This window comes from Streptomyces bungoensis, from assembly GCF_001514215.1.
Taxonomy (GTDB): Bacteria; Actinomycetota; Actinomycetes; order Streptomycetales; family Streptomycetaceae; genus Streptomyces; species Streptomyces bungoensis.
In genome coordinates, this window is sequence record NZ_KQ948871.1 from 1 (window position 1) to 24781 (window position 24781).

Sequence of the window (24781 nt, forward strand, 5' to 3'; positions counted from 1 at the left end):
AGCCCGCGCTCACCGAGGGCGCCGAGGTGCCGGGTCTGGACGCCTCGACGAAGGCGCTCGTCGCCCGCTACCGGGAGCTGCGCGGCCGCGGCTGACCCACGGCGCGGGGCCGTCAGCCCACCGCGCTCAGGGTGTCCGCCAGGCGGCGGCGGGCCGCGCGGGCCGCGGGCAGGGCGGCGAGGGCGGCGGCGCCCAGGACGGCGCCCGCGCAGAGCAGGAGCAGCAGGCCGGGCGGCGGCGACTGGGCGATGCCCGCGCCGATGCCGCTGGAGTCGCCCTGGGCGTCGATCAGCCGGCGGGCCAGCGGCAGCCCCAGCGCCGTCGCGGCCACCGCCGCCGCCAGCGCCGTACAGGTCGTCGCCGTGACCGTGATCGCGGTGATCTGGCGCGGTGACATGCCGATGGCCCGCAGTGCCAGCACGTCCCGCTCGCCTTCGCGGACGCTGCCGCCGATCGCGGTGAGCAGCTCGACGAGCCCGATGAGGGCGAGCACGGCGATCAGCCCGGTGACGACCGCGCGCAGCGGGGACAGCCCGTCGGCCGGGTTCGTCACCGGGTGCACGTCCAGGTGCCCGCCGCCGGCCGCGGTGAGCGCGGCGGCCACCCGCCGCGGGTCGGCGCCCGGGCGGAGCCGCAGCTCGTAGAAGGCGGGGGACAGTGCCGGATCGTTCTCGCGGAGGGTGTCCAGGGACGTCGTCGCCACCCGGCCGGCGTTCTGCGGTTCGATGCTGCGGCCCACGATGTGCAGGATCTGCGGCTGCTGCGAGCCCACCGTGAGGCGCACCCAGTCGCCGACCCGCACGTGCATCAGGTCGAGCAGGCCCTGCCCGGCCACCGCCTCGTCCGGCCCGCGCGCCGTCCGGCCCTCGGCGAGGGCGCAGGGGTAGGGCCGGGCGTGGGTGCCGACGCCGCGCAGGGCGATCGTCCCGGTCTGGCCGGGGACCAGCGCGGCCAGCTCCACCCCCGGGTAGGCGTCGGCGACCCGAGGGTCAGCCGCCAGCAGGGACCGTACGCCGGAGTCGGTGAGCCCGCCGTCCGAGCGGACCGTGAGCGCGGCGGGCAGGCCCATCCGCGCGGGGCTGCCGTGGAAACGGTCGAGCGTCGTCCACGCGCTGAGCGCCACCACGATCAGCAGCAGCGGCAGCGTCAGCCGGGCCACCCCGGCCAGCGACCGGCCCCGGCCCGCGAACGCCTTGTGGCAGCCCAGCACCAGCGCGGCCGGCAGCCGCAGCCCCAGCGCCCGCCGGGCCACGCCGGTCAGCCGGGCGCCCCGCGCGGCCGACGGGCGCGCCACCGGCACGGGGGAGACCCGGCCGGCCCGCCAGGCGGCGAGCCCCGTCGTCAGGCCGATGAACAGCACCGCGCCCACGGGCACGGCGAGCAGCGCCGCGGTGTGCCCCGGCAGTCCCTGCCACACGCCCACCGCGTCCCCGAGCCGCCCCGGGACCCGGCTGCCCAGCCCCTCGGTCAGCGCGGCCGCGGCCACCGCCCCGAGCGCCGCGTAGGCGAGGTGCTGGAGCAGGAAGATGCGGACCACCTGGCCGGGGGTGAAGCCGATCGCCTTGAGCACCGACAGGTCCCGCAGGTGGCCGCGGATGCGGGTGCCGATCGCCCCGTGCACGGCCAGTGCCGCGGCCACCAGGGCGCCCAGGCCGAACAGCCCGAGCACCTGGCCGAGCAGCCGGTTCTCGCCCTGCGCCGCGGCCCTGCCCTGCTGCCAGGTGGAGACCTCCCCGACCGCGTCCGCGCCCAGCACGGTCACGGCACGCTGCACCGCGTAGTCCGTCTCGGCCGGGTCGCTCAGCCGCACCCCGGTCACCTGGCCGTTCGGGGCGCGCACGGCGGACGGCAGCGCCCAGACGAGCCCCGGCTGGGAGCCCGGACTGTAGCCGGGCTCGGCGCTGTCGGCGATGCCCTCGACGGTGAGGACGCGGGCGGTGCCGGGCAGGGTGAGGGTGTCGCCGGGCTCGGCCAGCAGGGCCCGGGCGAGCCGGCTCTCCAGGACCACGCCGCCGGGCTCCGCCGCGTCCAGCCAGCGCCCCGCGGTGAGCAGCGGTCGGCCGACCGAGGGCAGGTGCGGGGTGGCCCGCAGTTCGACGGCGGCGCGGGTGCCGCGGGAGGCGACGGTGGCGGACTCGGTCGGGTAGGGACCGGCGACGGACTCCACGCCGTCCAGCCGGGCGAGCTTGCGGGCGTCGGCGCCGGGGGCCGTGTGGATCCACACGTGCGCCCCGCGCTCCTGCGTGAAGATCCGCTGCCAGGGGTTGGTGGCGTAGCCGAAGAGGGCGGCGGCCAGCAGCAGCGAGACGACTATGCCCGCGGTGGCGAGCGTGATGAACAGGGCCTCGCCGCGGTGCGCGCGCAGATCGGAGTGGGCCCAGCGCAGGGTGGCTCGCATGCGCTCAGCCTCCCGTCGTCGGACGGTCGTACACCTTGATCAGTCCCTCAGCTTCAGCACGCCCGAGGTCCCGGGCCTCCGGGAGGGGGTGCCGTCCAGTGCGGCGTCGTCGGCTATGCGGCCGTCGAAGAAGCTGATCACCCGGTCCGCGGCGCTCGCCAGCCGGGCGTCGTGCGTGACGAGTACGATGCTCTGCCCGCGGCCGTGGAAGCGGGACAGCAGCCGCATCACCTCGCGGGTGCCCTTGCTGTCCAGGCTGCCGGCGGGCTCGTCCGCGAGCAGCAGCGGCGGATGGTTGACCAGGGCGCGGGCGAGCGCGACCCGCTGCTGTTCGCCGCCGGACAGCTCGCCCGGCATGCTGCGCTCCTTGCCCTCGAGACCCAGCTCGGCCAGCAGCTCCTCGCGCTCGGCGCGGGCCCGCCGCGGCGGGACTCCGGCGAGCAGGGCGGGCAGTTCGACGTTGTCGGCGACCGACAGGTTCGACACCAGGTTGAAGAACTGGAAGACGATGCCGATCGCCTTGCGGCGCTCCACAGCCCACCTGGCCTCGCTGAAGGAGTCCGTGCACCGGCCGTCCAGCCAGATGCTGCCCCCGTCCGGCCGCTGCAGCCCGCCGAGCAGGTGCAGCAGTGTGGACTTCCCGGCGCCGGACGGTCCGGTGACCGCCACGAACTCGCCGCGCGCCACGCTCAGGTCGACCCCGCGGACGGCACGCACGGGGGCGCCCTCGCCGTGGTGGGTCTTCACCAGGCCCTCGGCGCGCAGCACGGGAACAGCGGGGCCGTCGCTCACTCCAGCTCCTCCAGTTCCTCCTGGCACCGCTCCAGCCAGTCGAGGTCGGCCTGCAGGTGCAGCATGGCGCCCTCGATGAGCAGGTGGGCGATGCGGTTGTCCCGGTTCTCGGCCGCGGCCAGTTTCGACAGGTTGCGCATGGTGTTGAGGTACTGCCGGCGCTGCCTGTTGATGAGGGCGATCTGGTCGGTGAGACCGGTCTGCGGGGCGAGGGCGAGCTTCATGAAGAACTCGTCCCGGACCCGCGGCTCGTCCTCGGTCTCCTCGAACCAGGCGTGCAGCGCTTCCCGCCCGGCGTCGGTGAGGTGGTAGACCTTCTTGTTGGGCCGGCTCGACTGCTCGACGTCCTCGCCCTCGATCAGCCCCGACTTCTCGAGGCGGCCGAGGGTGACGTAGATCTGGCCGACGTTCGGCTGAGGGTACGCGGACCCCAGCAGTTGCTCAAGGTCCTGCTTCAGCTCGTAGCCGTGGGCGGGTCCGCGCGCGAGGAGTGCCAGGAGAGGCAGGCGCACTCGTGCTGTCCTCCTCCTGGTCTGCGAATGTGCTGCAGCCCCTAGTATCGCCCATACCTAACAGGTATACATGGCCTCTGATGCCGGCGAAGGCGCCAGTGTGCAAGGAGGAACCTATGCGGTGGATGCGCGCCGCGGGTAGGGGTCTCCTCGTACTCGTCGTGGTCATGACCGGGTACGTCGCCTCGGGTGCCCGGGCGGGCGAGGCGCGCGACGGTGGCCGCGGCCCGCTCACCCTGGCCACCGCCGGTGACCTCACCGGCTATCTCGGTCCGCTGCTGCGGGGCTGGAACCGCACGCACCCGGGCGAGAAGGTGACCCTCGTCGAGCTGCCGGACTCCGCCGACGAGACCCGCGCGCAGATGACCACCGACCTGCGCGGCGGCGACCGGGGCCGGTTCGACGTGCTGAACATCGACGTCAACTGGACCTCGGAGTTCGCAGCGGCCGGCTGGATCCGCCCGCTGCCCCGCGACCGCTTCCCGCTGAGAAGCTTCCTGCCGCCGGTCGTGGACACGGCCACCTACGACGACCGGCTGTACGCCGTCCCGTACGTCACCAACGCCGGGCTGCTGCTGTACCGCAAGGACGTCCTGGCCAAGGAGGGCGTACCGCCCCCGCGCACCTGGGCGGAGCTGGAGCACGACGCGAAGACCATCGCGCCGAAGTACGGCCTGGACGGCTACGCGGGCCAGTTCCTGCCCTACGAGGGCCTCACCGTCAACGCCGCCGAGGCCGTCTACTCGGCCGGCGGCTCCATCCTCGGCGGCGAGGGCACCCGCGTCACGGTCGACTCGGACGCCGCCCGCGAGGGCATCGGCTTCCTCGCCCGCGGCTTCCGCGAGGGCTGGATCCCCAAGGCGGCGCTGACGTACAAGGAGGAGGAGTCCAAGCAGGCGTTCCAGGACGGCCGGCTCCTGTTCCTGCGCAACTGGCCCTACGCCTACGCCCTCGCCTCCGCCAAGGGTTCCAAGGTGGCCGGGAAGGTGGGCGCCGTACCGCTGCCGGGGCCGCACGGGCCGGGCAGGAGCGTCCTCGGCGGCTCGAACCTGGCCGTCAACACCCACGCCCGGCACCCCGACTCCGCCGTGCGGCTCATCGCCTACCTCACGAGCGAGCGCGTCCAGCGCCAGGTGCTCACCCGCGGTGCGCTGCCTCCCGTGCGCGCCGCGCTCTACCAGGACCCCGCTCTGGTGCGGCGGTTCCCCTATCTGCCGACCCTGCGCACGGCCGTCGGGAAGGCCGCTCCGCGCCCCAAGAGCCCGCACTACGACCAGGTCAGCCTGGTGGTGCAGGCGGTCGTGCACGACGCGCTGACCGGTCACGAGACGCCCGCCGCGGCGGTCCGCCGGCTCGCCCGGGAACTCGACGCCGTCGCTCGCCGATAGGTCGCGCTAGTTACTTGTTAAGTAACGCGGACGTCTCAACTCGATTCATTGCGCACCGGTAAGTCCGTATTTGCGTACTCAACTCACCGGTAGCTTCGGTTCTTTTCATTGACACCCTCGTGACACGCCTACCTAACATGCATGCATAACTGCTGCCCTTCACAGAGACAGGCCACAGGGTTGAACAGGCATCATTGGTGGCGTGACGCGGTGATCTACCAGGTCTACGTCCGCAGCTTCCTCGACAGCACCGGCGACGGCGTCGGCGACCTGGCCGGCGTCCGGGCCGGGCTGCCGTACCTCAAGAAGCTCGGCGTCGACGGGATCTGGCTGAGCCCCTTCTACCCCTCGCCCCAGCACGACCACGGGTACGACGTGGCCGACTACTGCGACGTCGACCCGCTCTTCGGCGACCTGGCCGAGTTCGACCTGCTGATGGGGGCCGCCCGGCGGCTCGGCGTCAAGGTGCTCCTGGACATCGTCCCCAACCACTGCTCCAGTGAGCACCCCTGGTTCCGCGAGGCGCTCGAGAGCGCGCCCGGCGGCCCGGCCCGCGCCCGCTTCCACTTCGCCGACGGCCGCGGCGCGGACGGCGCCGAGCCGCCCAACAACTGGCACGCCATGTTCGGCGGCCCGGCCTGGACCCGGGTCACCGAGGCCGACGGCCGCCCCGGCCAGTGGTACCTGCACATGTTCACGCCAGAACAGCCCGACTGGAACTGGCGCAACCCCGAGGTCCCCGCCGAGTTCGACCGCGTCCTGAGGTTCTGGCTCGACCGGGGCGTCGACGGCTTCCGCATCGACGTCGCCGCCGGTCTGTTCAAGCACCCCGAACTGCCCGACTCCGACGACCCGGAGGCCGACGCCCGCACCCGCGACTCGGTCAACCCGCTCGCCTGGAACCAGCCCGAGGTGCACGGCGTGTGGCGCCGCTGGCGCTCCCTGTGCGAGGAGTACACCGGCCGCGACGGCCGCGAACGCCTCCTCGTCGGCGAGGTGTCCGTGCCCACCGCCCGCGAACACGCCCGGTACGTCCGCCCCGACGAACTCCACCAGGCGTTCTTCTTCGACCTGCTCGGCGCGCCCTGGGACCCGGACGCCTTCCGCAAGGTGATCTCCGAGGCCATGCAGGACATCGCCGGCACCGGCTCGACCGTCACCTGGGTCCTCAACAACCACGACCAGGTCCGCACCGTCACCCGCTACGGCGAGCCCACCCCGCAGGGCAGCGGCCTCGGCACCGCCCGCGCCCGCGCCGCCGCCCTGCTGATGCTGGCGCTGCCCGGAGCCGCGTACGTCTACCAGGGCGAGGAGCTGGGCCTGCCCGAGGTCGTCGACCTGCCCGACGACGTGCTCACCGACCCCATCTTCCGCCGCACCGGCAGCCGCGCCCGGATCCGCGACGGCTGCCGGGTGCCGCTGCCCTGGTCCGGGCAGGCCTCACCGTTCGGCTTCACCTCCGGCACGGAGGGGGTGCGGCCCTGGCTGCCGCAGCCCGAGTACTTCGCCGAGTACGCCACCGACCGGGCCCTCGCCGACACCCGCTCCTTCTGGCACCTCTACCGCGACGGCCTCCAGCTGCGCCGCTCCCTGCCCCAGCTGGGCGAGGGCACGCTGCGCTGGCTGGCCACCCCGCCCGGCGTCCTCGGCTTCGTCCGCGGCGACGGCCTGGTCTGCGCCGTCAACTTCGGTACGGCCCCCACCCCGGCGCCGGTCCCCGGCACCCCCCTGCTGTCCAGCGGGCCCTGCCCGGCCGGCGTGCTGCCCGGCTCCACGGCGGCCTGGTGGCTGACCGACCTCTGACACCCACCCGGTGAACTCCTCTTCCCCGAAGGGACATCGACGATGATGCGACGCACCACCCTGCTCACCAGCTGCACCGCCCTCGCCCTGGCGTTCGGCGCGACCGCCTGCGGCGGCGGCCCCGTCTCGGCCGGCGGCGGCAAGGCGCTCAGCGGTCAGACGGTCACCGTGGCCGGCGTCTGGACCGGCAGCGAACAGAAGAACTTCCAGAAGGTCCTGGACGCGTTCACCGCGAAGACCGGCGCCAAGACGCAGTTCATCTCCACCGGCGACAACGTCTCCACGGTCGTCGGCAGCAAGATCGAGGGCGGCAACGCGCCCGACGTCGTCATGGTCCCGCAGGTCGGCGTGCTCCAGCAGTTCGCGCAGAAGGGCTGGCTCAAGCCGCTGTCCGCCGCCACCGGGAAGTCCGTCGACGCGGGCTACGCGCCGGTGTGGAAGAAGTACGGCAGCGTCGGCGGCACCCTCTACGGCCTGTACTTCAAGGCCGCGCACAAGTCGACCGTCTGGTACAGCCCCGACGCGCTCGCCCAGGCCGGGGTCAAGCCCCCGAAGACGTACGACGAGATGCTGAAGGCCGGGCACACCGTCTCCGACTCCGGGCTCGCCGCCTTCTCCGTCGCCGGGCAGGACGGCTGGACCCTCACCGACTGGTTCGAGAACATCTACCTCTCCCAGGCCGGCCCCGCGAAGTACGACGCCCTCGCCGCGCACAAGCTGAAGTGGACCGACGCGAGCGTGGTGAAGGCGCTCGGCACGCTCGGCAAGCTGTTCAAGGACAGGCAGCTGATCGCGGGCGGCCAGAAGGAGGCCCTGAACACCGACTTCCCGGGCTCGGTGGAGAAGGTCTTCGGGCCCAAGCCCGCGGCCGGCATGGTCTACGAGGGCGACTTCGTCGCCGGGGTCGCGCACGACCAGTTCGGCAAGTCCATCGGCAAGGACGCGAACTTCTTCCCCTTCCCGCCGGTCGACGGCGGCAAGGCCCCGGTGGTCAGCGGCGGCGACGCGGCCGTCGTGCTGAAGGACGGCAAGAACACCAAGGCCGGCATGAAGCTCCTGGAGTACCTGGCCACCCCCGAGGCGGCGGCGGTGTGGGCGAAGGCGGGCGGCTTCCTGTCCCCGAACAGGAAGCTCGACCTCTCCTCCTACAGCGACGACGTGACGCGGGCGACGGCCAAGTCCCTCGTCGACGCGGGCGACTCGGTCCGCTTCGACATGTCCGACCAGGCCCCGGCGGCCTTCGGCGGCACCAAGGGCGCCGGCGAGTGGAAGCTCCTGCAGGACTTCCTGCGCGACCCCTCCGACCCCCAGGGCACCGCGGCGAAGCTCGAGGCCGCGGCCGCCAAGGCCTACCAGGACTGAGCGGAGCCATGACCGCCACCACACTCGTACGCAAGGAGGCGGGCGCCCGGGCCGCCGGCGTGGCGCGCGGGCGCCGCGGCCGGCGGCGCACCCGGCTCGTCGCGCTCCTCTTCGTCTTCCCCGCCCTGCTCCTGCTCGGCGCACTCGTCGTCTACCCGGTGCTGTTCTCCGTCGGCCGCAGCTTCTTCGACGCCTCCGGCACCCGGTTCGTCGGCGGTGACAACTACGCCGAGATGTTCCGCGACCCGGCCACCCTGAAGGCCATCCGCAACACCACGATCTGGGTGGTCGTCGCCCCGGCCCTGCTCACCGGCCTCGGCCTGATCCTGGCCGTCCTGGTGGAGAAGGTCCGCTGGGCCACCGCCTTCAAGCTGCTGCTGTTCATGCCGATGGCGGTGTCCTTCCTCGCCGCCGGCATCATCTTCCGGCTCGCCTACGACGAGGACCCGTCCAAGGGTGTCCTCAACGCCGCCGTGGTCTCCGTCCACGACGCCTTCACCGGGACCTCGTCGTACCCGACGGCACGGGCACGCGACGGGCAGGGACTGGAGCGGGGACGCGACGGCTCCTACCTCACCACCCGCACCGTGTCGCCGGGGGAGACGACGGCGCTCGGCCTGGTCGGCGTACTGCCCGGGGACCTGCCCAAGGACGCCTCGCCCGCCTACCCGGCGGCGGGACGGCGGGCCGGCGCCGGTGACCTGCGCGGCGTCGTCTACCTGGACTTCACGCCCGGCGGGGGAGGCAAGCAGGGCAAGGTCGACCCGAAGGAGAGCGGTCTGCCCGGCATGAAGGTCGAGGCCCTGCGCGACGGGCGGCCGGTCGCGAGCACCACCACCGCGTCCGACGGGTCCTTCCGCTTCACCGGGCTCGGCCGGGGCGCGTACACCGTGAAGCTGCCCGCCTCGAACTTCGCGCAGCCCTACCAGGGCGTCTCCTGGCTCGGCCCGGCCCTCGTCACCCCCGCGATCATCGGCGCCTACCTGTGGATCTGGACCGGCTTCGCGATGGTGCTGATCGGCGCGGGGCTCGCCACCCTGCCGCGGGACGCGCTGGAGGCGGCCCGGATGGACGGCGCGAACGAGTGGCAGATCTTCCGGCGGATCACCGTGCCGCTGCTGGCACCCGTGCTGACGGTCGTGTTCGTGACCCTGGTCATCAACGTGATGAAGGTCTTCGACCTCGTCTACATCATCGCGCCCGGCCCGGTGCAGGAGGACGCCACGGTCCTCGCGACCCAGATGTGGCTGGTGTCCTTCGGCGGCGGCAACAACCAGGGCCTCGGCAGCGCGCTCGGCGTGCTCCTGCTGCTGCTGGTGGTCCCCGCGATGGTCTTCAACGTCCGCCGTTTCCGAAGGAGCCAGCGATGAACGCCGTGCGGCGCTCTCTGAGCAACGGTCTCGTGCAGGCCTTCCTGGTGCTGACCGGCCTGGTCTGGCTGACCCCCCTGGCCGGCCTGTTCCTCTCCTCCCTGCGCTCCGCCCAGGACACCGCCAAGGGCGGCTGGTGGACGGCGCTGGCGAGCCCCGGACAGCTGTCCTTCGACAACTACACGGCGCTGCTGAAGAACGCGGGCATGACCCAGGCGTTCTGGAACACCGTGCTGATCTCCGTGCCGGCGACGCTGCTCGTCGTCGTCATCGCGGCCCTCGCCGGATACGCCTTCGCCTGGCTGGACTTCCCGCTCCGCGAGCCGCTGTTCCTGCTGGTGGTGGCCCTGCTGGTGGTGCCGGTGCAGATCGGTCTGCTGCCGGTGGCCAAACTCTTCGGCGCGCTGGGCCTGTTCGGCACGATCCCCGGTGTGGTCCTCTTCCACGTCGCCTACGGCCTGCCCTTCGCGGTGTTCCTGCTGCGGAACTACTTCGCGGAGATGCCGAAGGAGATGCTGGAGGCCGCCCGCATGGACGGCGGCAGCGAGTGGCGCATCTTCACCCGGCTGGTGCTGCCGGTGGGCCGCCCGGCCATCGCCTCGCTCGCCATCTTCCAGTTCCTGTGGGTCTGGAACGACATGCTGGTCGCCCTCCTCTTCGCCAACAGCTCCTCCCAGCCGCTGACCGTGCAACTCCAGTCCCAGATACGCCAGTTCGGCAGCAACATCGACGTCCTGGCTCCGGGCGCCTTCCTCTCCCTGATCGTCCCGGTGGTGGTCTTCTTCGCCTTCCAGCGGCACTTCGTGCAGGGGGTGATGGCGGGGTCGGTCAAGTGACCCCGCCCGAAAGGGACGACGGAGGCGGCCGGTGACCCGGCCGCCTCCGTGTCAGGCGTACGTCCAGCGCCAGGCGTTGGAGCTGTAGGCGCACCTGATCCAGGCACCGCTCGCGGTGGTGGTCACGGCTCCGTGGTCGCCGTTGCGGCAGAACTGGCCCGCCTGGTAGCAGTTCCCCGCGCTGGACACGATGGAGCACGTGCCGCCGCCGCTACTGCCGGCGCTGCCGGTGCGGGTGGTGCCGGACGCGGCGGAGACGCGCCTGGTCACCGTGACCGTGGGTCCCGGCTCGTGGACGGTCCTCGTCTTCGTGACCGTGGGCGCGGGCTCCGGTTCCGCGGTCACGGTGGCCGTCGCGGTGACGGTCGTGGTGACCGTCGGCCGGACCGCGTGCGACGCCGCGGTCTCCTCCTGCCCGGACTGCGAGCAGCCGACCGCGCCGGCCGCGAGCAGGGCCACCACGGCGGCGAACACACGTGCCCGCCGGCGCGGCGGCCGTATGCCGGCCGCCGGTTCCGCGTTCCTCACGTGACGCGCCCTCAGCCGTGGTAGGAGATGTAGCCGTTGCGGTCACCGTCGTCGTACTTGGTGTAGGCGTGGGTGTCCGCGTGGGCGCCGGAGGGCTTGTAGAGGCGGATCGTGTCCTTGTCGTTGTTCCAGAGGAAGTTGCAGTTCTGGCGGTAGACGACGTTGTTCGCGTCCGAGTCGGTGCCGTGGCCGCCGCGCAGCTTCACGTAGTCGCCGGGCTGGAGGTAGTGGTTGGACGCGAAGACGAACTTGTTGGTGCTGGTGGCGTCCCTGACCACGTAGCCCTTGAGGTTGACCGTCGCGGTGCGCGAGTAGTTCTTGATCGTCACGTACTCGCTCTTGCTGTTGCCCGTGGAGCAGTTGTTGGAGTCCGGCCCCGGGGCGTCGTACTGGACGCCCCTGATCTTCAGGGCGGAGGAGTACTCGGTGGCCTGGGCCGGGGCGGTGGCCAGAACGGCGAGCGTTCCGGCCGCGGCGGTGACGGCGAGTGCCGAGCGTATGCGCATGAGGTCCCCCCTCGGTGATGCGAGTGATGCGGCCTGGAGCTTACACAAAAGATGAGCGGTACATGGACGTACCGTGCAGAAAATGTGAAGTCCGGGCTGAGGGGGTGTCACCGACGCGACGGGGGCGGCAAGGGAATCCCTTGCCGCCCCCGTCCGTCAGGGTGGAGCCTGCGTCACGGTGACGCCGGCGGATACAGCGAGCGGGGCAACTGCGAGGCCGCCGCCGCGTCCAGCAGCCACAGCGTGCGCCGCCGGCCGTACGCCCCTGCCGCCGGTGCCTGGACCTCGCCCGCGCCCGACAGGGCCATCGCCGCGGCCCGGGCCTTGTCCTCACCGGCCGCGAGGAGCCAGACCTCGCGGGCCGAGCGGATCGCGGGCAGGGTGAGGGAGATGCGGGTCGGCGGCGGCTTCGGCGCGCCGTGCACGCCCACCACCGTCCGCTCCGTCTCGCGGACCGCGGGCAACTCCGGGAAGAGCGAGGCCACATGGGTGTCGGGGCCGACCCCCAGCATCAGCACGTCGAAGGAGGGCACCGCGCCGTGGTTCTCCGGCCCGGCCGCCTTCGCCAGCTCCGCCGCGTACGCTTCGGCCGCCGCCTCGACGTCCGCACCGTACGGGCCGTCGGAGGCGGGCATGGCGTGCACGCGCTCCGGGTCCAGCGGTACGGAGTCCAGCAGGGCCTCGCGGGCCTGCGTGACGTTGCGCTCCGGGTCGCCCTCGGGCAGGTACCGCTCGTCTCCCCACCACAGGTCGAGGCGGCCCCAGTCGACGGCGTCCCGGGCGGGCGCCTCCGCCAGCGCGGCCAGTAGCCCGTTGCCGTTGCGGCCGCCCGTGAGGACCACGGACGCGGTGCCCCGGGAGGCCTGCGCGTCCACGATCTTCGTGATCAGACGGGCCGCGGCGGCCCGCGCCATCAGCTCCTTGTCGCGGTGCACGACCAGCTGGGGAGTGCTCACTTCGCCGCCGCCTTCTTCGCCGGGGCCCTCTTGGCCGCCGCCTTCTTCGCGGGTGCCTTGGCCGCCTCCCGCTCCGGTTCCGGCTCGGCGGCCTGCGGGTTCAGCCGCTCCACCCCGTAGCGCAGCGCCGACGCGTAGGTGTCGTCCGGGTCGAGCCGGCGCAGCTCCTCCGCGATCAGCTCGGCGGTGTCCCGCCGCTTCAGCGCCACCGCGCGGGCCGGCTGACCCTCGATGGTCAGGGTGGCCAGCGAGCCGTCCGCCCGGTCCAGGACGATCGGGCCGCGGCTGGTCTCCATGCGCACGGCCGTCAGACCCGGCCCCGCGGACAGCGAACGCCGCACCGGCACGTCCAGCCGGTCCGCGAGCCACATCGCCAGCAGCTCGCAGCTCGGGTTGAACTCCTCGCCCTCCACCTCCACGGCCCGTACCGCGCAGTCCACCTGGTCCAGCGCCGCCGCCAGCATCGAGCGCCACGGCGTGATCCGGGTCCAGGACAGGTCGGTGTCCCCGGGCGTGTAGGCCGCGGCGCGGGCGGACAGCTCCCGCACCGGCTGCTCGGCGGCGTAGGTGTCCGTGACCCGGCGCTGGGCCAGCGCGCCGAGGGGGTCCTCGGCCGGGTCGAGCGGCGCGTTCACCGGCCACCACACGACCACCGGGGCGTCCGGCAGCAGCAGCGGCAGCACCACCGAGTCGGCGTGGTCGGACACCTCGCCGTACAGCCGGAGCACGACGGTCTCGCCCGTGCCGGCCTCCACGCCCACCCGCACCTCGGCGTCCATACGGGAGGACGTGCGGTCGCGCGGGGTGCGGGAGACCCGCTTGATGACCACGAGCGTGCGCGAGGGGTGCTCGCGCGAGGCGTCGTTGGCGGCCTTCAGAGCGTCGTAGGCGTTCTCCTCGTCGGTGACGATGACGAGGGTCAGGACCATGCCCACGGCCGGCGTGCCGATGGCCCGGCGGCCCTTCACCAGCGCCTTGTTGATCTCGCCGGCGGTGGTGTCGGTCAGGTCGATCTTCATGGCCTGCGCCAGCTCCGTCCGTCTCGTGCGAGCATCTCGTCCGCCTCGGCGGGGCCCCAGGTGCCCGACTTGTACTGCGCGGGCCTGCCGTGCTTGTCCCAGTACTGCTCGATCGGGTCGAGGATCCGCCAGGACAGCTCGACCTCCTCCGTGCGCGGGAAGAGGTTGGCGTCGCCCAGCATCACGTCCAGGATGAGGCGCTCGTACGCCTCCGGGCTGGACTCCGTGAACGACTCGCCGTAGGCGAAGTCCATGGACACGTCCCGGATCTCCATCGACGTGCCCGGCACCTTGGAGCCGAACCGGACCGTGATGCCCTCGTCGGGCTGGACCCGGATGACGACCGCGTTGGAGCCCAGCTCCTCCGTCGCCGTGTGGTCGAAGGGGGAGTGCGGGGCCCGCTGGAAGACGACCGCGATCTCGGTGACCCGGCGCCCCAGCCGCTTGCCGGTGCGCAGGTAGAACGGGACGCCCGCCCAGCGGCGGTTGTCGATCTCCAGTTTCACGGCCGCGTAGGTGTCGGTCTTCGACTTGGCGTCGATGCCCTCTTCCTCGAGGTAGCCGATGACCTTCTCGCCGCCCTGCCAGCCGGCCGCGTACTGCCCGCGGACCGTGCTGCGGCCCAGGTCCTTCGGCAGCCGTACGGCACCGAGCACCTTGGTCTTCTCCGCGGCCAGCGCGTCGGCGTCGAAGGAGGCGGGCTCCTCCATCGCGGTCAGCGCGAGCAGCTGCAGCAGGTGGTTCTGGATGACGTCCCGGGCGGCGCCGATGCCGTCGTAGTAGCCGGCGCGGCCGCCGATGCCGATGTCCTCGGCCATGGTGATCTGCACGTGGTCCACGAAGGACCGGTTCCAGATCGGCTCGAACATCGTGTTGGCGAACCGCAGCGCCAGGATGTTCTGGACGGTCTCCTTGCCGAGGTAGTGGTCGATCCGGAAGACCTGCTCCGGCTCGAACACCTCGTGCACGACCTTGTTCAGCTCCTCGGCCGACTTCAGGTCGTGGCCGAACGGCTTCTCGATGACCGCGCGCCGCCAGGAGCCGCCGGTCTGGTCGGCCAGCCCGTGCTTCTTGAGCTGCTGGATGACCACCGGGAAGGAGCGGGGCGGCACCGACAGGTAGAAGGCGAAGTTGCCGCCCGTGCCCTGGGCCTTGTCCAGCTCCTCGATGGTGCCGCGCAGCCGCTCGAAGGCGTCGTCGTCGTCGAAGGTGCCCTGGACGAAGCGCATCCCCTGGATGAGCTGCTGCCAGACCTCCTCGCGGAACGGCGTACGGGCGTGCGCCTTGACGGCGTCGTGGACCTCCTGGGCGAAGTCCTCGTTCTCCCACTCGCGGCGGGCGAAGCCCACCAGTGAGAAGCCCGGCGGGAGCAGACCCCGGTTGGCGAGGTCGTACACCGCGGGCATCAGCTTCTTGCGGGACAGGTCGCCCGTGACGCCGAAGATCACCAGGCCCGACGGCCCCGCGATGCGCGGGAGCCGTCGGTCGGCGGGATCACGAAGCGGGTTCGCTCCGGAACCGGAAAGGGGGGACAACTCAGCCCTCCGCGGGGGCGAGGCGCTCGAGCTCCGCCTGGGTCGACTTCAGCAGGTCGTTCCAGGACGCCTCGAACTTCTCGACGCCCTCCTCCTCGAGCACCCGTACGACGTCGTCGTACGAGATCCCGATCTTCTCCAGCGCGTCCAGGTCGGCGCGGGCCTGCTCGTAGGTGCCCCGGACGGCGTCGCCGCGGATCTCGCCGTGGTCGTCGGTCGCCTCGAGGGTGGCCTCCGGCATGGTGTTCACCGTGTTCGGCGCCACCAGCTCCTCGACGTACATGGTGTCCTTGTACGCCGGGTCCTTCACCCCGGTGGAGGCCCACAGCGGACGCTGCTTGTTGGCGCCCGCGTTCTCCAGCACGCTCCAGCGGTCGGAGGAGAAGACCTCCTCGTACGCCTGGTAGGCGAGGCGCGCGTTGGCCACGCCCGCCTTGCCGCGCAGCGCCTTGGCCTCGTCGGTGCCCATCTCGTCGATGCGCCGGTCGATCTCGGTGTCCACGCGGGACACGAAGAAGGACGCCACGGAGTGGATCGCGGAGAGGTCCAGACCCCGCTCCTTCGCCTTCTCCAGACCGGAGAGGTAGGCGTCCATGACCGCGCGGTAGCGCTCCAGGGAGAAGATCAGGGTCACGTTGACGCTGATGCCGAGGCCGATGACCTCGGTGATCGCCGGGATGCCCGCCATCGTGGCCGGGATCTTGATCAGTGTGTTGGGGCGGTCGACCAGCCAGGCCAGCTGCCGGGCCTCGGCGACCGTCGCCTTCTCGTCGTGCGCCAGGCGCGGGTCCACCTCGATGGACACCCGGCCGTCCTGGCCGTCGGTGGCGTCGTAGACCGGGCGCAGGATGTCGGCGGCGTCGCGGACGTCCGCCGTGGTGATCATGCGGATGGCCTCTTCGACGGTGACCTTGCGGGCGGCCAGGTCGGACAGCTGCTGGTCGTAGCCGTCGCCCTGCGAGATCGCCTTCTGGAAGATCGTCGGGTTGGTGGTGACGCCCACGACGTGCTGCTGGTCGATCAGCTCGGCGAGGTTGCCGGACGTGATCCGCTTGCGCGACAGGTCGTCCAGCCAGATCGCGACGCCCTCCTCGGAGAGGCGCTTGAGTGCGTCCGTCATGGAATTACATCTCCTACGTGTCGTGTATGAGCGTCAGCGCTGGGCGTCGGCGAGGGATTCCCGGGCCTTCGCGACCACGTTCTCGGCGGTGAAGCCGAACTCCCGGAAGAGCACCTTCGCGTCCGCGGAGGCGCCGAAGTGCTCCAGGGAGACGATGCGGCCGGCGTCCCCGACGTACTTGTGCCAGGTCAGGCCGATGCCCGCCTCCACGGCGACACGGGCCTTCACGGACGGAGGCAGCACGGAGTCCCGGTACCCCTGGTCCTGCTGCTCGAACCACTCGACCGACGGCATGGAGACGACCCGCGTCGGCACACCCTCGGCCTGCAGCCGCTCGCGCGCCTCGACGGCCACGTGCACCTCGGAACCGGTGGCGATCAGGATCACCTGCGCCTCGCCGCCGTCGGCCTCGGACATCACGTAGCCGCCGCGCGCGGCGTCCTCGTTCGGCTCGTAGACCGGCACGCCCTGGCGGGTGAGCGCGAGGCCGTGCGGCTGGCCCTTGCCGAACTCCTTGGTCCAGCGCCGGAGGATCTCGCGCCAGGCGATCGCGGTCTCGTTCGCGTCCGCCGGGCGGACGATGTTCAGGCCGGGGATGGCGCGCAGCGAGGCGAGGTGCTCGACGGGCTGGTGGGTGGGGCCGTCCTCGCCGAGGCCGATGGAGTCGTGCGTCCACACGTACGTCACCGGCAGGTGCATCAGGGCCGACAGGCGCACGGCGTTGCGCATGTAGTCGGAGAAGACGAGGAAGGTGCCGCCGTAGATCCGGGTGTTGCCGTGCAGGGCGATGCCGTTCATCTCGGCGCCCATGGAGTGCTCGCGGATGCCGAAGTGGACGGTGCGGCCGTACGGGTCGGCCTCCGGCAGCGGGTTGCCCGCGGGGAGGAAGGAGCTGTCCTTGTCGATGGTCGTGTTGTTCGACCCGGCGAGGTCGGCGGAACCGCCCCACAGCTCCGGGATGACCGCGCCGAGCGCCTGCAGCACCTTGCCGGAGGCGGCGCGCGTCGCGACGGCCTTGCCCGTCTCGAAGACCGGGAGCTTCTCCTCCCAGCCGGTGGGCAGCTCGCCCCGGCTGATCCGGTCGAAGTCGGCGGCACGCTCGGCCTCGCGGTCGCGCCAGAGCTGGAAGGACTTCTCCCACTCGGCCTTCGCCGCGGCACCCCGCTCCAGCGCCTTGCGGGTGTGGGCGATGACCTCGTCGGCGACCTCGAAGGTCTTCTCCGGGTCGAAGCCGAGGACCCGCTTGGTGGCCGCCACCTCCTCGTCGCCCAGGGCCGAGCCGTGGGCGGCCTCGGTGTTCTGCGCGTTCGGGGCGGGCCAGGCGATGATCGAGCGCATCGCGATGAAGGACGGCCGGTCGGTGACCTTCTTCGCGGCCTCGATGGCGTTGTAGATGGCGTGCGGGTCGAGGTCGCCGTCCGGCTTCGGGGCGACGCGCTGCACGTGCCAGCCGTAGGCCTCGTACCGCTTGACGGTGTCCTCGGAGACGGCCGTCTCGGTGTCGCCCTCGATCGAGATGTGGTTGTCGTCCCACAGCAGGACCAGGTTGCCGAGCTTCTGGTGGCCGGCCATCGAGGACGCCTCGGCGGAGATGCCCTCCTGGAGGCAGCCGTCACCGGCGATGCAGTAGACGAAGTGGTCGAAGGGCGACTCGCCGGCTGCGGCCTCCGGGTCGAACAGGCCGCGCTCGTAGCGGGCGGCCATCGCCATGCCGACGGCGTTGGCGACACCCTGGCCCAGCGGGCCGGTGGTCGTCTCGACACCCTTGGTGTGCCCGTACTCCGGGTGGCCGGGGGTCTTCGAACCCCAGGTGCGGAACGACTTCAGGTCGTCCAGCTCCAGCCCGAAGCCGGCCAGGTAGAGCTGCGTGTAGAGGGTCAGGGACGAGTGGCCGGCGGACAGCACGAAGCGGTCGCGGCCGGTCCACTCCGGGTCGGCCGGGTCGTGCCGCATCACCTTCTGGAAGAGGGTGTAGGCGGCCGGGGCCAGGCTCATCGCCGTACCGGGATGGCCGTTGCCGACCTTCTGTACGGCGTCGGCGGCCAGGACGCGGGCGGTGTCCACGGCCCGCTGGTCCAGCTCGGTCCAGTCAAGGTCTGTGGTGGTCGGCTTGGTGCTCACCCTGAGTCAGGGCTCCTCTCCACATGTCGGTCGCCGGTCGTCGGGGCACGTGCCCATTCCGGCCGGCCGGTGCACTTCTGCCACCGGCCGCTGTCGAGCCTACCCCCGTATTACGTGCGTTTTTTCGCGTCATTCCAGACTGCCGGGCCTCTTTCGGATCCGCCTCCCGATTGGCCGACAGCGCATTTGGCACATGAATACGGACTCGCTCATCTGACTGCTCAATCGAGTGGTGGCACACCTCTAATGGGCCCTCCGCCAACACGAACCCCCTACCCCGGCGAAGGCCGGGTATGGGCAACGTCTAAAGTGGCGTGGTACGCGCGAGCCCTTGCCGGCACCTCACACGGGAGGGCTCGCTGGGATGTCTCTGTCAGGGGTGTGCGTGACGGCCGTCGAATCCCGTCCAGCGGGTGTGCTCGGTGCGAGCCAGAGCCCGGTTCACCGGCCGTTCGGGGCCCGTGTCAAGGCGTTCGTGGCGCTGACCAAGCCGCGGATCATCGAGCTGCTGCTCATCACCACCGTTCCGGTGATGTTCCTCGCGCAGCGGGGTGTGCCCGACCTGACGCTGGTCCTGCTCACCTGCGTCGGCGGCTACCTCTCCGCGGGCGGCGCCAACGCGCTGAACATGTACATCGACCGGGACATCGACGCCCTGATGGACCGCACCTCGCAGCGGCCGCTGGTCACGGGCATGGTCAGCCCGCGCGAGTGCCTGGCCTTCGGCATCGCTCTCGCCGTCGTCTCGACGCTGCTGTTCGGGTTCGCCGTCAACTGGCTGAGCGCCTGGCTGTCCCTCGGCGCGCTCCTCTTCTACGTCGTCGTCTACACGATGCTGCTCAAGCGGCGCACCGCGCAGAACATCGTGTGGGGCGGCATCGCGGGCTGCATGCCCGTGCTGATCGGCTGGTCGGCCGTGACGGACTCGTTGTCCTGGGCGCCGCTGATCCTCTTCCTGGTGATCTTCTTCTGGACGCCGCCGCACTACTGGCCGCTGTCCATGAAGGTCAAGGACGACTACGCGCGCGTGGGCGTGCCCATGCTTCCGGTGATCGCGTCGAACAAGGTCGTCGCCCGGCAGATCGTGATCTACAGCTGGGTGATGGTCCTGGTCTCCCTGCTGCTCACCCCGCTCGGCTACACGGGCTGGTTCTACACGGCCGTCGCGCTGGCCGCGGGCGGCTGGTGGCTGTGGGAGGCGCACGCGCTGCAGAACCGGGCCAAGGCGGAGGCGACCGGCGGGAAGCTGAAGGAGATGCGGCTGTTCCACTGGTCGATCACCTACGTCTCGCTGCTGTTCGTCGCGATCGCCGTGGACCCCTTCCTGCGCTGAGCGCGGCCGCCGCCACCCGCCGGGCGTATGTCACAGCGGCCCGCACTCGCCCATCGATCTACCGGTGAGTAGCATCCTGGTCATGGCAGACACGCAGCAGGTTGACGCAAAGGCCGAGCGCACGGTGGCCAAGCTCGCCCGGCAGATCGGCGCCTTCGCCAAGGCGCACGGCGGAGCCGAGGGCCAGGTGGCCTACATCGGCGAGCGCGGTGCCCGCATCGTCCTCGTCGGCGAGGACGGCGGCTGGGGCGACCTGGTGGCCCCCAGCACGACGATCGCCGCGCAGGCCGCCGAGAAGGCCGGCATCACCGTCCACGAGGCCTTCGACGGCGAGCTCGCGGGCAAGGTGCGCACGGGCCCGTACGAGTGGAGCCGCATGGCGGGGATCCAGGTCGGCGGCCCGCGCAACTCCTGAGCAACACCTGACACCGGGTTCACCCGTTAGGACCGTGGGGGCCGTGCGCGGGCACGGTCCCGTCGGTCCCGTCAGGGGGAGTCCGGATGATCGACACGCCGTCCCTCGTGGACCAGTACTGCCACGGCGTACTGCGCACGGAACTGGGCCTCGGCACGTTCGAGGCCCAGCTGGCCCGCACCGAGGGGCCGCCCGCCCCGGGCACCACCCTCTTCGACACCCAGACGGGCTTCGCCGTACGCCGCTGGTGCCCGCCGCTCCTCGGCCTGGAGCCGCACTGCCCGCCCGCCCGCTACCTGGCCCGGCGCCGGGAACTGGGCGCCCTGGAGGCCGGCCGCAGGCTGCTGCGCGGCACCGGCATCACCACCTACCTGGTCGACACGGGCCTGCCCGGCGACCTCACCGGGCCCACCGAGATGGCCTGCGACGGGGCCGCCGAGGCACGTGAGATCGTCCGCCTCGAACTCCTCGCCGAGCAGGTCGCCGACACCTCCGGCACGGTGCGGTCCTTCCTGGCCAACCTCGCCGAATCCGTGCACGCGGCGGCCGCCCACGCGGTCGCCTTCACCTCCGTCGCGGGGCTCCGGCACGGCCTGGCCCTGACCCCCGAGCCCCCGGGGCCGGGCGAGGTGCGGGGCGCGGCGGGCCGCTGGCTGGCCGGACGCCGGGCCGGCGGGGAACTGGCCGACCCGGTCCTGCTGCGGCACGTGCTGTGGATCGCGGTCGCCTCAGGGCTGCCGCTCCAGCTGCACGCGGGGCTCGGCGAGGCGGGCTGCCGCATCGACCGCACGGACCCGGTGCTGCTCACCGGCTTCGTCCGGGCCACCGCCGGGCTCGGCACCGACCTGATCCTGCTGCACGGCTACCCGTACCACCGCCACGCGGCCCACCTGGCCGGTGTCTTCCCGCACGTCTACGCCGACTCGGGCGCCGCCCTGGTGCGCACCGGCGCCCGGGCGGCCACGGTCCTCGCCGAGATCCTGGAGCTGGCGCCCTTCGGCAAGATCCTCTTCTCCAGCGGCGCCCACGGTCTGCCCGAACTCCACGTGGTCGGCGCCCGCCTGTTCCGCGAGGCCCTCGGCCACGTCCTGGGCGCCTGGGTCGCCGAGGGCGCCTGGTCGCCGGGCGACGCCCAGCGGGTGGCCCGCATGGTGGCGGCGGGCAACGCGGCCCGGGTGTACGGGCTGGCCTGAGGGGTGTACGCGGCACCGCCCGGTGGCCCAGACTGCGGCCGTGCCGACCGACGCCCTGCTCGACCGCTTCCTGCGCGGCCTCGCGCCCTTGCGTCCCCGCGCCGTCTGGGCGCACGGCTCGCTGGCCGGAGGGGACTACCAGGAGGGCCGCAGCGACCTCGACCTCGTCGCCGTGCTGCCGGGTCCGGTGGGCCCGCGGCAGGCCTGGCGGGTGGCCGTCCTGCACCAGGGGCTGCGTGCCGCGCCGCTGGCCGGGGGACTGCACTGCACGTACCTCGCCCCGGCCACCCTGGACGATCCGGCCCGCTCCCACCTCACGTGGGCGCACGGAGCGCTGATGCGCCGCCCGGTCACCCCCGTCACCCGGCGCGAGCTGCACGACTTCGGGCGGGTGCTGCACGGCGAGCCGCCGGACGGGCTGCTCCCGCCCGTCCCCGAGCGGCGGCTGCGTGCCTTCGTCGTACGGGACCAGCGGGACTTCTGGCGCCCCGCCGTGGACGAGGGGCGGCTGTGGCGGCGCGACATCTGGGTGGACCTGGGCCTGCTGACCTTCGCCCGGGCCACCGTGACCCTGCGGGACGGGCGGCTGACGTCGAAGCGGGAGGCGCTGGCCGAGCTGCCGGGGCTCGGCGCCCCGCCCGAGGTCGTCGCCGACATCGCGCGCAGGCGCTACGACGAGCACCCCGCCCCGCCCACCGGCGACTGGCTCGCCCGCCGCGCCGAGCTGACCCGCGGCTACCTGGGCCCCGCGATCGACGCCCTGGTCGCCGCGTACGGGTGAGTCAGGCGCGCGTGCTCAGCGGCACCTCGGCCGCCGGGCCGGGCAGGGCCGGGCCGGCCGCCGGGCGCTCGCGCAGGGAGAGCAGGACGCGCAGGACGCCGACCCAGACGAGGCAGGAGCCGAGCATGTGCAGGCCGACGAGGGCCTCGGGCAGGTGGGTGAAGTACTGGACGTAGCCGATGACGCCCTGGCCCAGCAGGATCAGGAAGAGGTCCCGGGTGCGGTCCATCGGGCCCTTGGGGGCCTCCACGGCCTTGAGGACGAACCACAGCGCGAAGGTGAGGGTCACCACGATCCACGCCAGGACCGCGTGCAGCTTGCTGACCGTCTCCCAGTCGATCGGGATGCGGTCGACCTCCTTGGAGTCGCCCGCGTGCGGCCCCGCCCCGGTGACCACCGTGCCGACCGCGATCAGCAGCACGGACGCGGCCACCAGGAACCACACGAGCTGCCGTACCGCCTGGCCGACCAGCGGCCGCGGTGCCCCGTCCCCTTCGCGGGTGCGCTGCCACATCGCCGTGGCGACGGCGATCAGCGCCGAGGACAGCAGGAAGTGCGCGGCCACCGTGTACGGGTTCAGGCCCACCAGGACGACGATGCCGCCGAGCACCGCGTTGCCCATGACCACCCAGAACTGCGCCCAGCCCAGCCGGGTCAGGCTGCGCCGCCAGGGCTTCTCGGCCCGGGCGGCGACGATCGCCCAGCCGACGGCAGCGCACAGCACGTACGTCAGCATGCGGTTGCCGAACTCGATCACCCCGTGGAAGCCCATGGCCCGGGTCGTGGTGAGCGAGTCGTCGGTGCAGGTCGGCCAGGTGGGGCAGCCAAGGCCCGAGCCGGTCAGGCGGACGGCACCGCCGGTGACCACGATCACGACCGACATGACGAGCGCGGCGAGGGCCGCCCGCCGGACCGTCCGGGGGTCCGGGGTCCAGCGTGCGGCGATGAGGGCGAGCGGGTTGCGCAGGGCCGCTACGGCGTCGGCGCGGGTCAGCTTTGGCACGCCCCCCATCGTAGGCCGCCGCTTGTGCACACGTTCACGAGGGTCCACGTGGGTGCCGTCACTCCCAGCGGAAGAACTTCCCGGCCGCGGCCAGCGCGACGACCGCCCACGCGGCGAGGATCCCCAGGTCGCCCCAGGGCACCCCGGCGCCGTGCTGGAGCACGTCCCGCAGGCCGTTCGAGAGGGCCGAGATGGGCAGCAGCCCTAGCACGTGCTGTCCGGCCGGGCCGAACTTCTCCAGCGGGACGACGACCCCGCCGCCGACGAGCAGCAGCAGGAAGACCAGGTTGGCGGCGGCCAGCGTGGCCTCCGCCTTCAGGGTGCCCGCCATCAGCAGCCCCAGCCCGGAGAACGCGGCCGTGCCGAGGACCAGCAGCAGCAGGACGGCACCGGGGTTGCCGTGCGGGGACCAGCCCAGGGCGAAGGCGATCACGGTCAGGAGGATCACCTGGAGGACCTCGGTGACCAGCACGGACGCCGTCTTCGCGGTCATCAGCGCCCAGCGCGGCAGCGGGGAGGCGGCGAGCCGCTTCAGCACGCCGTAGCGGCGCTCGAAGCCGGTCGCGATCGCCTGGCCGGTGAACGCCGTCGACATCACGGCCAGCGCCAGGATGCCGGGGGTGAGGAAGTCGACGGCCTCGCCCTTGCCGGTGTCCACGATGTCGACCGAGCTGAAGAGCACCAGCAGCAGGGTCGGGATGACGACCGTCAGCAGCAGCTGCTCGCCGTTGCGCAGCAGCATCTTCGTCTCCAGGGCCGCCTGCGCCGCGATCATGCGGGGGAGGGGTGCGGCGCCGGGCTGGGGCGTGTAGGTACCCGCGGTGGTCACGAGCGCAACTCCTTGCCTGTGAGCTCCAGGAAGACGTCCTCGAGCGTGTGCCGCTCGACCGAGATCCGGTCCGGCATGACCCCGTGCTGAGCGCACCACGAGGTCACCGTGGCGAGCAGCTGGGGGTCGACCTTGCCGGCGACGCGGTAGCCGCCCGGGGTCAGCTCGGCCGCCGTGCAGTCGGCCGGCAGCGCCTTGAGCAGGGAGCCCACGTCGAGGCCGGGGCGGCCGGTGAAGCGCAGGGTGTTCTCGGCGCCGCCCTTGCACAGCTCCTCCGGGGAGCCCTGGGCGATGACCTTGCCGCCGTCGATGATCGCCACGTCGTCGGCGAGCTGCTCGGCCTCCTCCATGTAGTGGGTGGTGAGGATCACCGAGACGCCGTCGGCGCGCAGGTCCCGCACCAGGTCCCAGGTGGCCCGGCGGGCCTGCGGGTCCAGGCCGGCGGTCGGCTCGTCGAGGAAGACCAGCTCGGGCCGGCCCACCACGGCCATGGCGAGCGCGAGCCGCTGCTGCTGGCCGCCGGACAGCCGCCGGTAGCTCGTCCGGCCGCAGCCGCCCAGCCCGAGCCGCTCGACGAGCGCGTCGACGTCCAGCGGGTGCGCGTGCAGCTTCGCGACGTGGCGCAGCATCTCGTCGGCCCGGGCGCCGGAGTAGACGCCGCCGGACTGGAGCATCACCCCGATCCGGGGGCGCAGCTCGGCGGACTGCCGGACCGGGTCGAGGCCCAGGACGCGCACCGTGCCGGAATCCGGCTTCCGGTACCCCTCGCAGGTCTCGACCGTGGTCGTCTTCCCCGCACCGTTCGGGCCGAGGACGGCGGTCACGCCCGCCCCGGCCACCAGGTCGAGGCCGTTCACCGCGGTCTTGGCGCCGTACCGCTTCACCAGGGCCTGGACCTGGACGACGGGCTCACTTCGCATGGCTCCAGAGTCTAGGGAGACCGCCTGCCGGCCGGACGCCCGGGTGGTGTCAAGCCCTCGA

Annotated in this window: 22 protein-coding genes; 9 read left to right on the forward strand and 13 right to left on the reverse strand. The window is 72.4% G+C overall.

Features of this window, described 5'->3' with window-relative positions:
- Positions 1-112: 112 nt before the first annotated feature.
- From AQJ66_RS30450 to AQJ66_RS30460, 3 genes are read right to left on the reverse strand one after another with little or no spacing between them, the layout of a single operon-like run.
- On the reverse strand, positions 113-2398 hold the full coding sequence (locus AQJ66_RS30450) for an ABC transporter permease (RefSeq protein WP_061928377.1): 2286 nt from the start codon (positions 2396-2398) through the stop codon (positions 113-115).
- Positions 2399-2437: 39 nt separating this feature from the next.
- Positions 2438-3229 carry an ABC transporter ATP-binding protein gene (locus AQJ66_RS30455; RefSeq protein ID WP_425264318.1) on the reverse strand — a complete coding sequence of 264 codons (792 nt, stop codon included), beginning with the start codon at positions 3227-3229 and terminating at the stop codon, positions 2438-2440.
- On the reverse strand, positions 3187-3702 hold the full coding sequence (locus tag AQJ66_RS30460) for a PadR family transcriptional regulator (protein WP_061928381.1): 516 nt from the start codon (positions 3700-3702) through the stop codon (positions 3187-3189). The genes AQJ66_RS30455 and AQJ66_RS30460 overlap by 43 nt, the downstream gene beginning before the upstream one ends.
- A gap of 116 nt (positions 3703-3818) precedes the next feature.
- On the opposite strand from AQJ66_RS30460, the gene AQJ66_RS30465 reads away from it, so the two are divergent.
- The 5 genes from AQJ66_RS30465 (at position 3819) to AQJ66_RS30485 (ending at position 10461) form a co-directional block, all read left to right on the forward strand.
- A complete protein-coding gene (locus AQJ66_RS30465) occupies positions 3819-5090 on the forward strand; it encodes an ABC transporter substrate-binding protein (RefSeq protein WP_061928383.1) in 1272 nt (423 codons plus the stop codon).
- 141 nt (positions 5091-5231) lie between these two features.
- Positions 5232-6893, forward strand: a complete 1662-nt coding sequence (locus AQJ66_RS30470) for a glycoside hydrolase family 13 protein (RefSeq protein ID WP_208611488.1) — start codon at positions 5232-5234, stop codon at positions 6891-6893.
- A gap of 42 nt (positions 6894-6935) precedes the next feature.
- Positions 6936-8255: an ABC transporter substrate-binding protein gene (locus tag AQJ66_RS30475; RefSeq protein ID WP_061928387.1), complete on the forward strand. Its 1320-nt coding sequence runs from the start codon at positions 6936-6938 to the stop codon at positions 8253-8255.
- 8 nt (positions 8256-8263) lie between these two features.
- A complete protein-coding gene (locus AQJ66_RS30480) occupies positions 8264-9625 on the forward strand; it encodes an ABC transporter permease (RefSeq protein ID WP_061928389.1) in 1362 nt (453 codons plus the stop codon).
- The gene (locus AQJ66_RS30485; protein ID WP_061928391.1) at positions 9622-10461 is read left to right on the forward strand and encodes a carbohydrate ABC transporter permease; all 840 of its coding nucleotides are present in this window, start codon (positions 9622-9624) and stop codon (positions 10459-10461) included. Before AQJ66_RS30480 ends, AQJ66_RS30485 begins: the two co-directional genes overlap by 4 nt.
- Positions 10462-10512: 51 nt before the next feature.
- On the opposite strand, the gene AQJ66_RS30490 is transcribed toward AQJ66_RS30485, so the two are convergent.
- From AQJ66_RS30490 to tkt, 7 genes are all read right to left on the reverse strand, one after another.
- The gene (locus AQJ66_RS30490; RefSeq protein ID WP_425264317.1) at positions 10513-10989 is read right to left on the reverse strand and encodes a hypothetical protein; all 477 of its coding nucleotides are present in this window, start codon (positions 10987-10989) and stop codon (positions 10513-10515) included.
- 11 nt (positions 10990-11000) lie between these two features.
- On the reverse strand, positions 11001-11495 hold the full coding sequence (locus AQJ66_RS30495; protein WP_061928395.1) for a lamin tail domain-containing protein: 495 nt from the start codon (positions 11493-11495) through the stop codon (positions 11001-11003).
- A gap of 173 nt (positions 11496-11668) precedes the next feature.
- Complete coding sequence (gene pgl, locus AQJ66_RS30500; protein WP_061928397.1) at positions 11669-12451, reverse strand: 6-phosphogluconolactonase; 783 nt, start codon at positions 12449-12451, stop codon at positions 11669-11671.
- The gene (gene opcA / locus AQJ66_RS30505) at positions 12448-13470 is read right to left on the reverse strand and encodes a glucose-6-phosphate dehydrogenase assembly protein OpcA (protein WP_061928399.1); all 1023 of its coding nucleotides are present in this window, start codon (positions 13468-13470) and stop codon (positions 12448-12450) included. Before opcA ends, pgl begins: the two co-directional genes overlap by 4 nt.
- Positions 13467-15005 (reverse strand): glucose-6-phosphate dehydrogenase, encoded by a 1539-nt coding sequence (zwf, locus tag AQJ66_RS30510; RefSeq protein ID WP_061928401.1) that lies wholly within the window; start codon positions 15003-15005, stop codon positions 13467-13469. Before zwf ends, opcA begins: the two co-directional genes overlap by 4 nt.
- 1 nt (position 15006) lies before the next feature.
- Entirely contained in the window at positions 15007-16125 is a 1119-nt protein-coding gene (gene tal, locus AQJ66_RS30515; RefSeq protein ID WP_061928403.1) for a transaldolase, read from the reverse strand.
- A 33-nt stretch (positions 16126-16158) separates the two neighbouring features.
- Positions 16159-18246, reverse strand: a complete 2088-nt coding sequence (tkt, locus tag AQJ66_RS30520) for a transketolase (protein WP_061928405.1) — start codon at positions 18244-18246, stop codon at positions 16159-16161.
- 379 nt (positions 18247-18625) lie between these two features.
- On the opposite strand from tkt, the gene AQJ66_RS30525 reads away from it, so the two are divergent.
- The 4 genes from AQJ66_RS30525 (at position 18626) to AQJ66_RS30540 (ending at position 21968) form a co-directional block, all read left to right on the forward strand.
- Positions 18626-19579, forward strand: coding sequence for a heme o synthase (locus AQJ66_RS30525; RefSeq protein WP_061928407.1), 954 nt, complete (start codon positions 18626-18628; stop codon positions 19577-19579).
- Positions 19580-19661: 82 nt separating this feature from the next.
- Positions 19662-19994 carry a hypothetical protein gene (locus AQJ66_RS30530; RefSeq protein WP_061928409.1) on the forward strand — a complete coding sequence of 111 codons (333 nt, stop codon included), beginning with the start codon at positions 19662-19664 and terminating at the stop codon, positions 19992-19994.
- An 86-nt stretch (positions 19995-20080) separates the two neighbouring features.
- Positions 20081-21187: an amidohydrolase family protein gene (locus tag AQJ66_RS30535; RefSeq protein WP_061928411.1), complete on the forward strand. Its 1107-nt coding sequence runs from the start codon at positions 20081-20083 to the stop codon at positions 21185-21187.
- A 40-nt stretch (positions 21188-21227) separates the two neighbouring features.
- Positions 21228-21968, forward strand: coding sequence for a nucleotidyltransferase domain-containing protein (locus AQJ66_RS30540; RefSeq protein ID WP_061928659.1), 741 nt, complete (start codon positions 21228-21230; stop codon positions 21966-21968).
- A gap of 1 nt (position 21969) precedes the next feature.
- Here AQJ66_RS30540 and AQJ66_RS30545 read toward each other — a convergent pair whose 3' ends face one another.
- The 3 genes from AQJ66_RS30545 to AQJ66_RS30555 are packed head-to-tail and all read right to left on the reverse strand — an operon-like array spanning position 21970 to position 24720.
- Positions 21970-22980 (reverse strand): COX15/CtaA family protein, encoded by a 1011-nt coding sequence (locus AQJ66_RS30545; protein ID WP_061928413.1) that lies wholly within the window; start codon positions 22978-22980, stop codon positions 21970-21972.
- Between the two features lie 49 nt (positions 22981-23029).
- Positions 23030-23746 (reverse strand): ABC transporter permease, encoded by a 717-nt coding sequence (locus AQJ66_RS30550; RefSeq protein ID WP_061928661.1) that lies wholly within the window; start codon positions 23744-23746, stop codon positions 23030-23032.
- Between the two features lie 50 nt (positions 23747-23796).
- Positions 23797-24720: an ABC transporter ATP-binding protein gene (locus AQJ66_RS30555; RefSeq protein WP_061928415.1), complete on the reverse strand. Its 924-nt coding sequence runs from the start codon at positions 24718-24720 to the stop codon at positions 23797-23799.
- Positions 24721-24781: the final 61 nt, after the last annotated feature.

Coding starts and splice junctions, on each gene's coding strand:
- AQJ66_RS30470 (WP_208611488.1), top strand. CDS start 5,232: ATGCATAACTGCTGCCCTTCACAGAGACAGGCCACAGGGTTGAACAGG.
- AQJ66_RS30530 (WP_061928409.1), top strand. CDS start 19,662: ATGGCAGACACGCAGCAGGTTGACGCAAAGGCCGAGCGCACGGTGGCC.
- AQJ66_RS30480 (WP_061928389.1), top strand. CDS start 8,264: ATGACCGCCACCACACTCGTACGCAAGGAGGCGGGCGCCCGGGCCGCC.
- AQJ66_RS30465 (WP_061928383.1), top strand. CDS start 3,819: ATGCGGTGGATGCGCGCCGCGGGTAGGGGTCTCCTCGTACTCGTCGTG.
- opcA (WP_061928399.1), bottom strand. CDS start 13,470: ATGAAGATCGACCTGACCGACACCACCGCCGGCGAGATCAACAAGGCG.
- AQJ66_RS30550 (WP_061928661.1), bottom strand. CDS start 23,746: ATGATCGCGGCGCAGGCGGCCCTGGAGACGAAGATGCTGCTGCGCAAC.
- AQJ66_RS30475 (WP_061928387.1), top strand. CDS start 6,936: ATGATGCGACGCACCACCCTGCTCACCAGCTGCACCGCCCTCGCCCTG.
- AQJ66_RS30450 (WP_061928377.1), bottom strand. CDS start 2,398: ATGCGAGCCACCCTGCGCTGGGCCCACTCCGATCTGCGCGCGCACCGC.
- AQJ66_RS30555 (WP_061928415.1), bottom strand. CDS start 24,720: ATGCGAAGTGAGCCCGTCGTCCAGGTCCAGGCCCTGGTGAAGCGGTAC.
- AQJ66_RS30535 (WP_061928411.1), top strand. CDS start 20,081: ATGATCGACACGCCGTCCCTCGTGGACCAGTACTGCCACGGCGTACTG.
- AQJ66_RS30485 (WP_061928391.1), top strand. CDS start 9,622: ATGAACGCCGTGCGGCGCTCTCTGAGCAACGGTCTCGTGCAGGCCTTC.
- AQJ66_RS30495 (WP_061928395.1), bottom strand. CDS start 11,495: ATGCGCATACGCTCGGCACTCGCCGTCACCGCCGCGGCCGGAACGCTC.
- AQJ66_RS30545 (WP_061928413.1), bottom strand. CDS start 22,980: ATGGGGGGCGTGCCAAAGCTGACCCGCGCCGACGCCGTAGCGGCCCTG.
- tal (WP_061928403.1), bottom strand. CDS start 16,125: ATGACGGACGCACTCAAGCGCCTCTCCGAGGAGGGCGTCGCGATCTGG.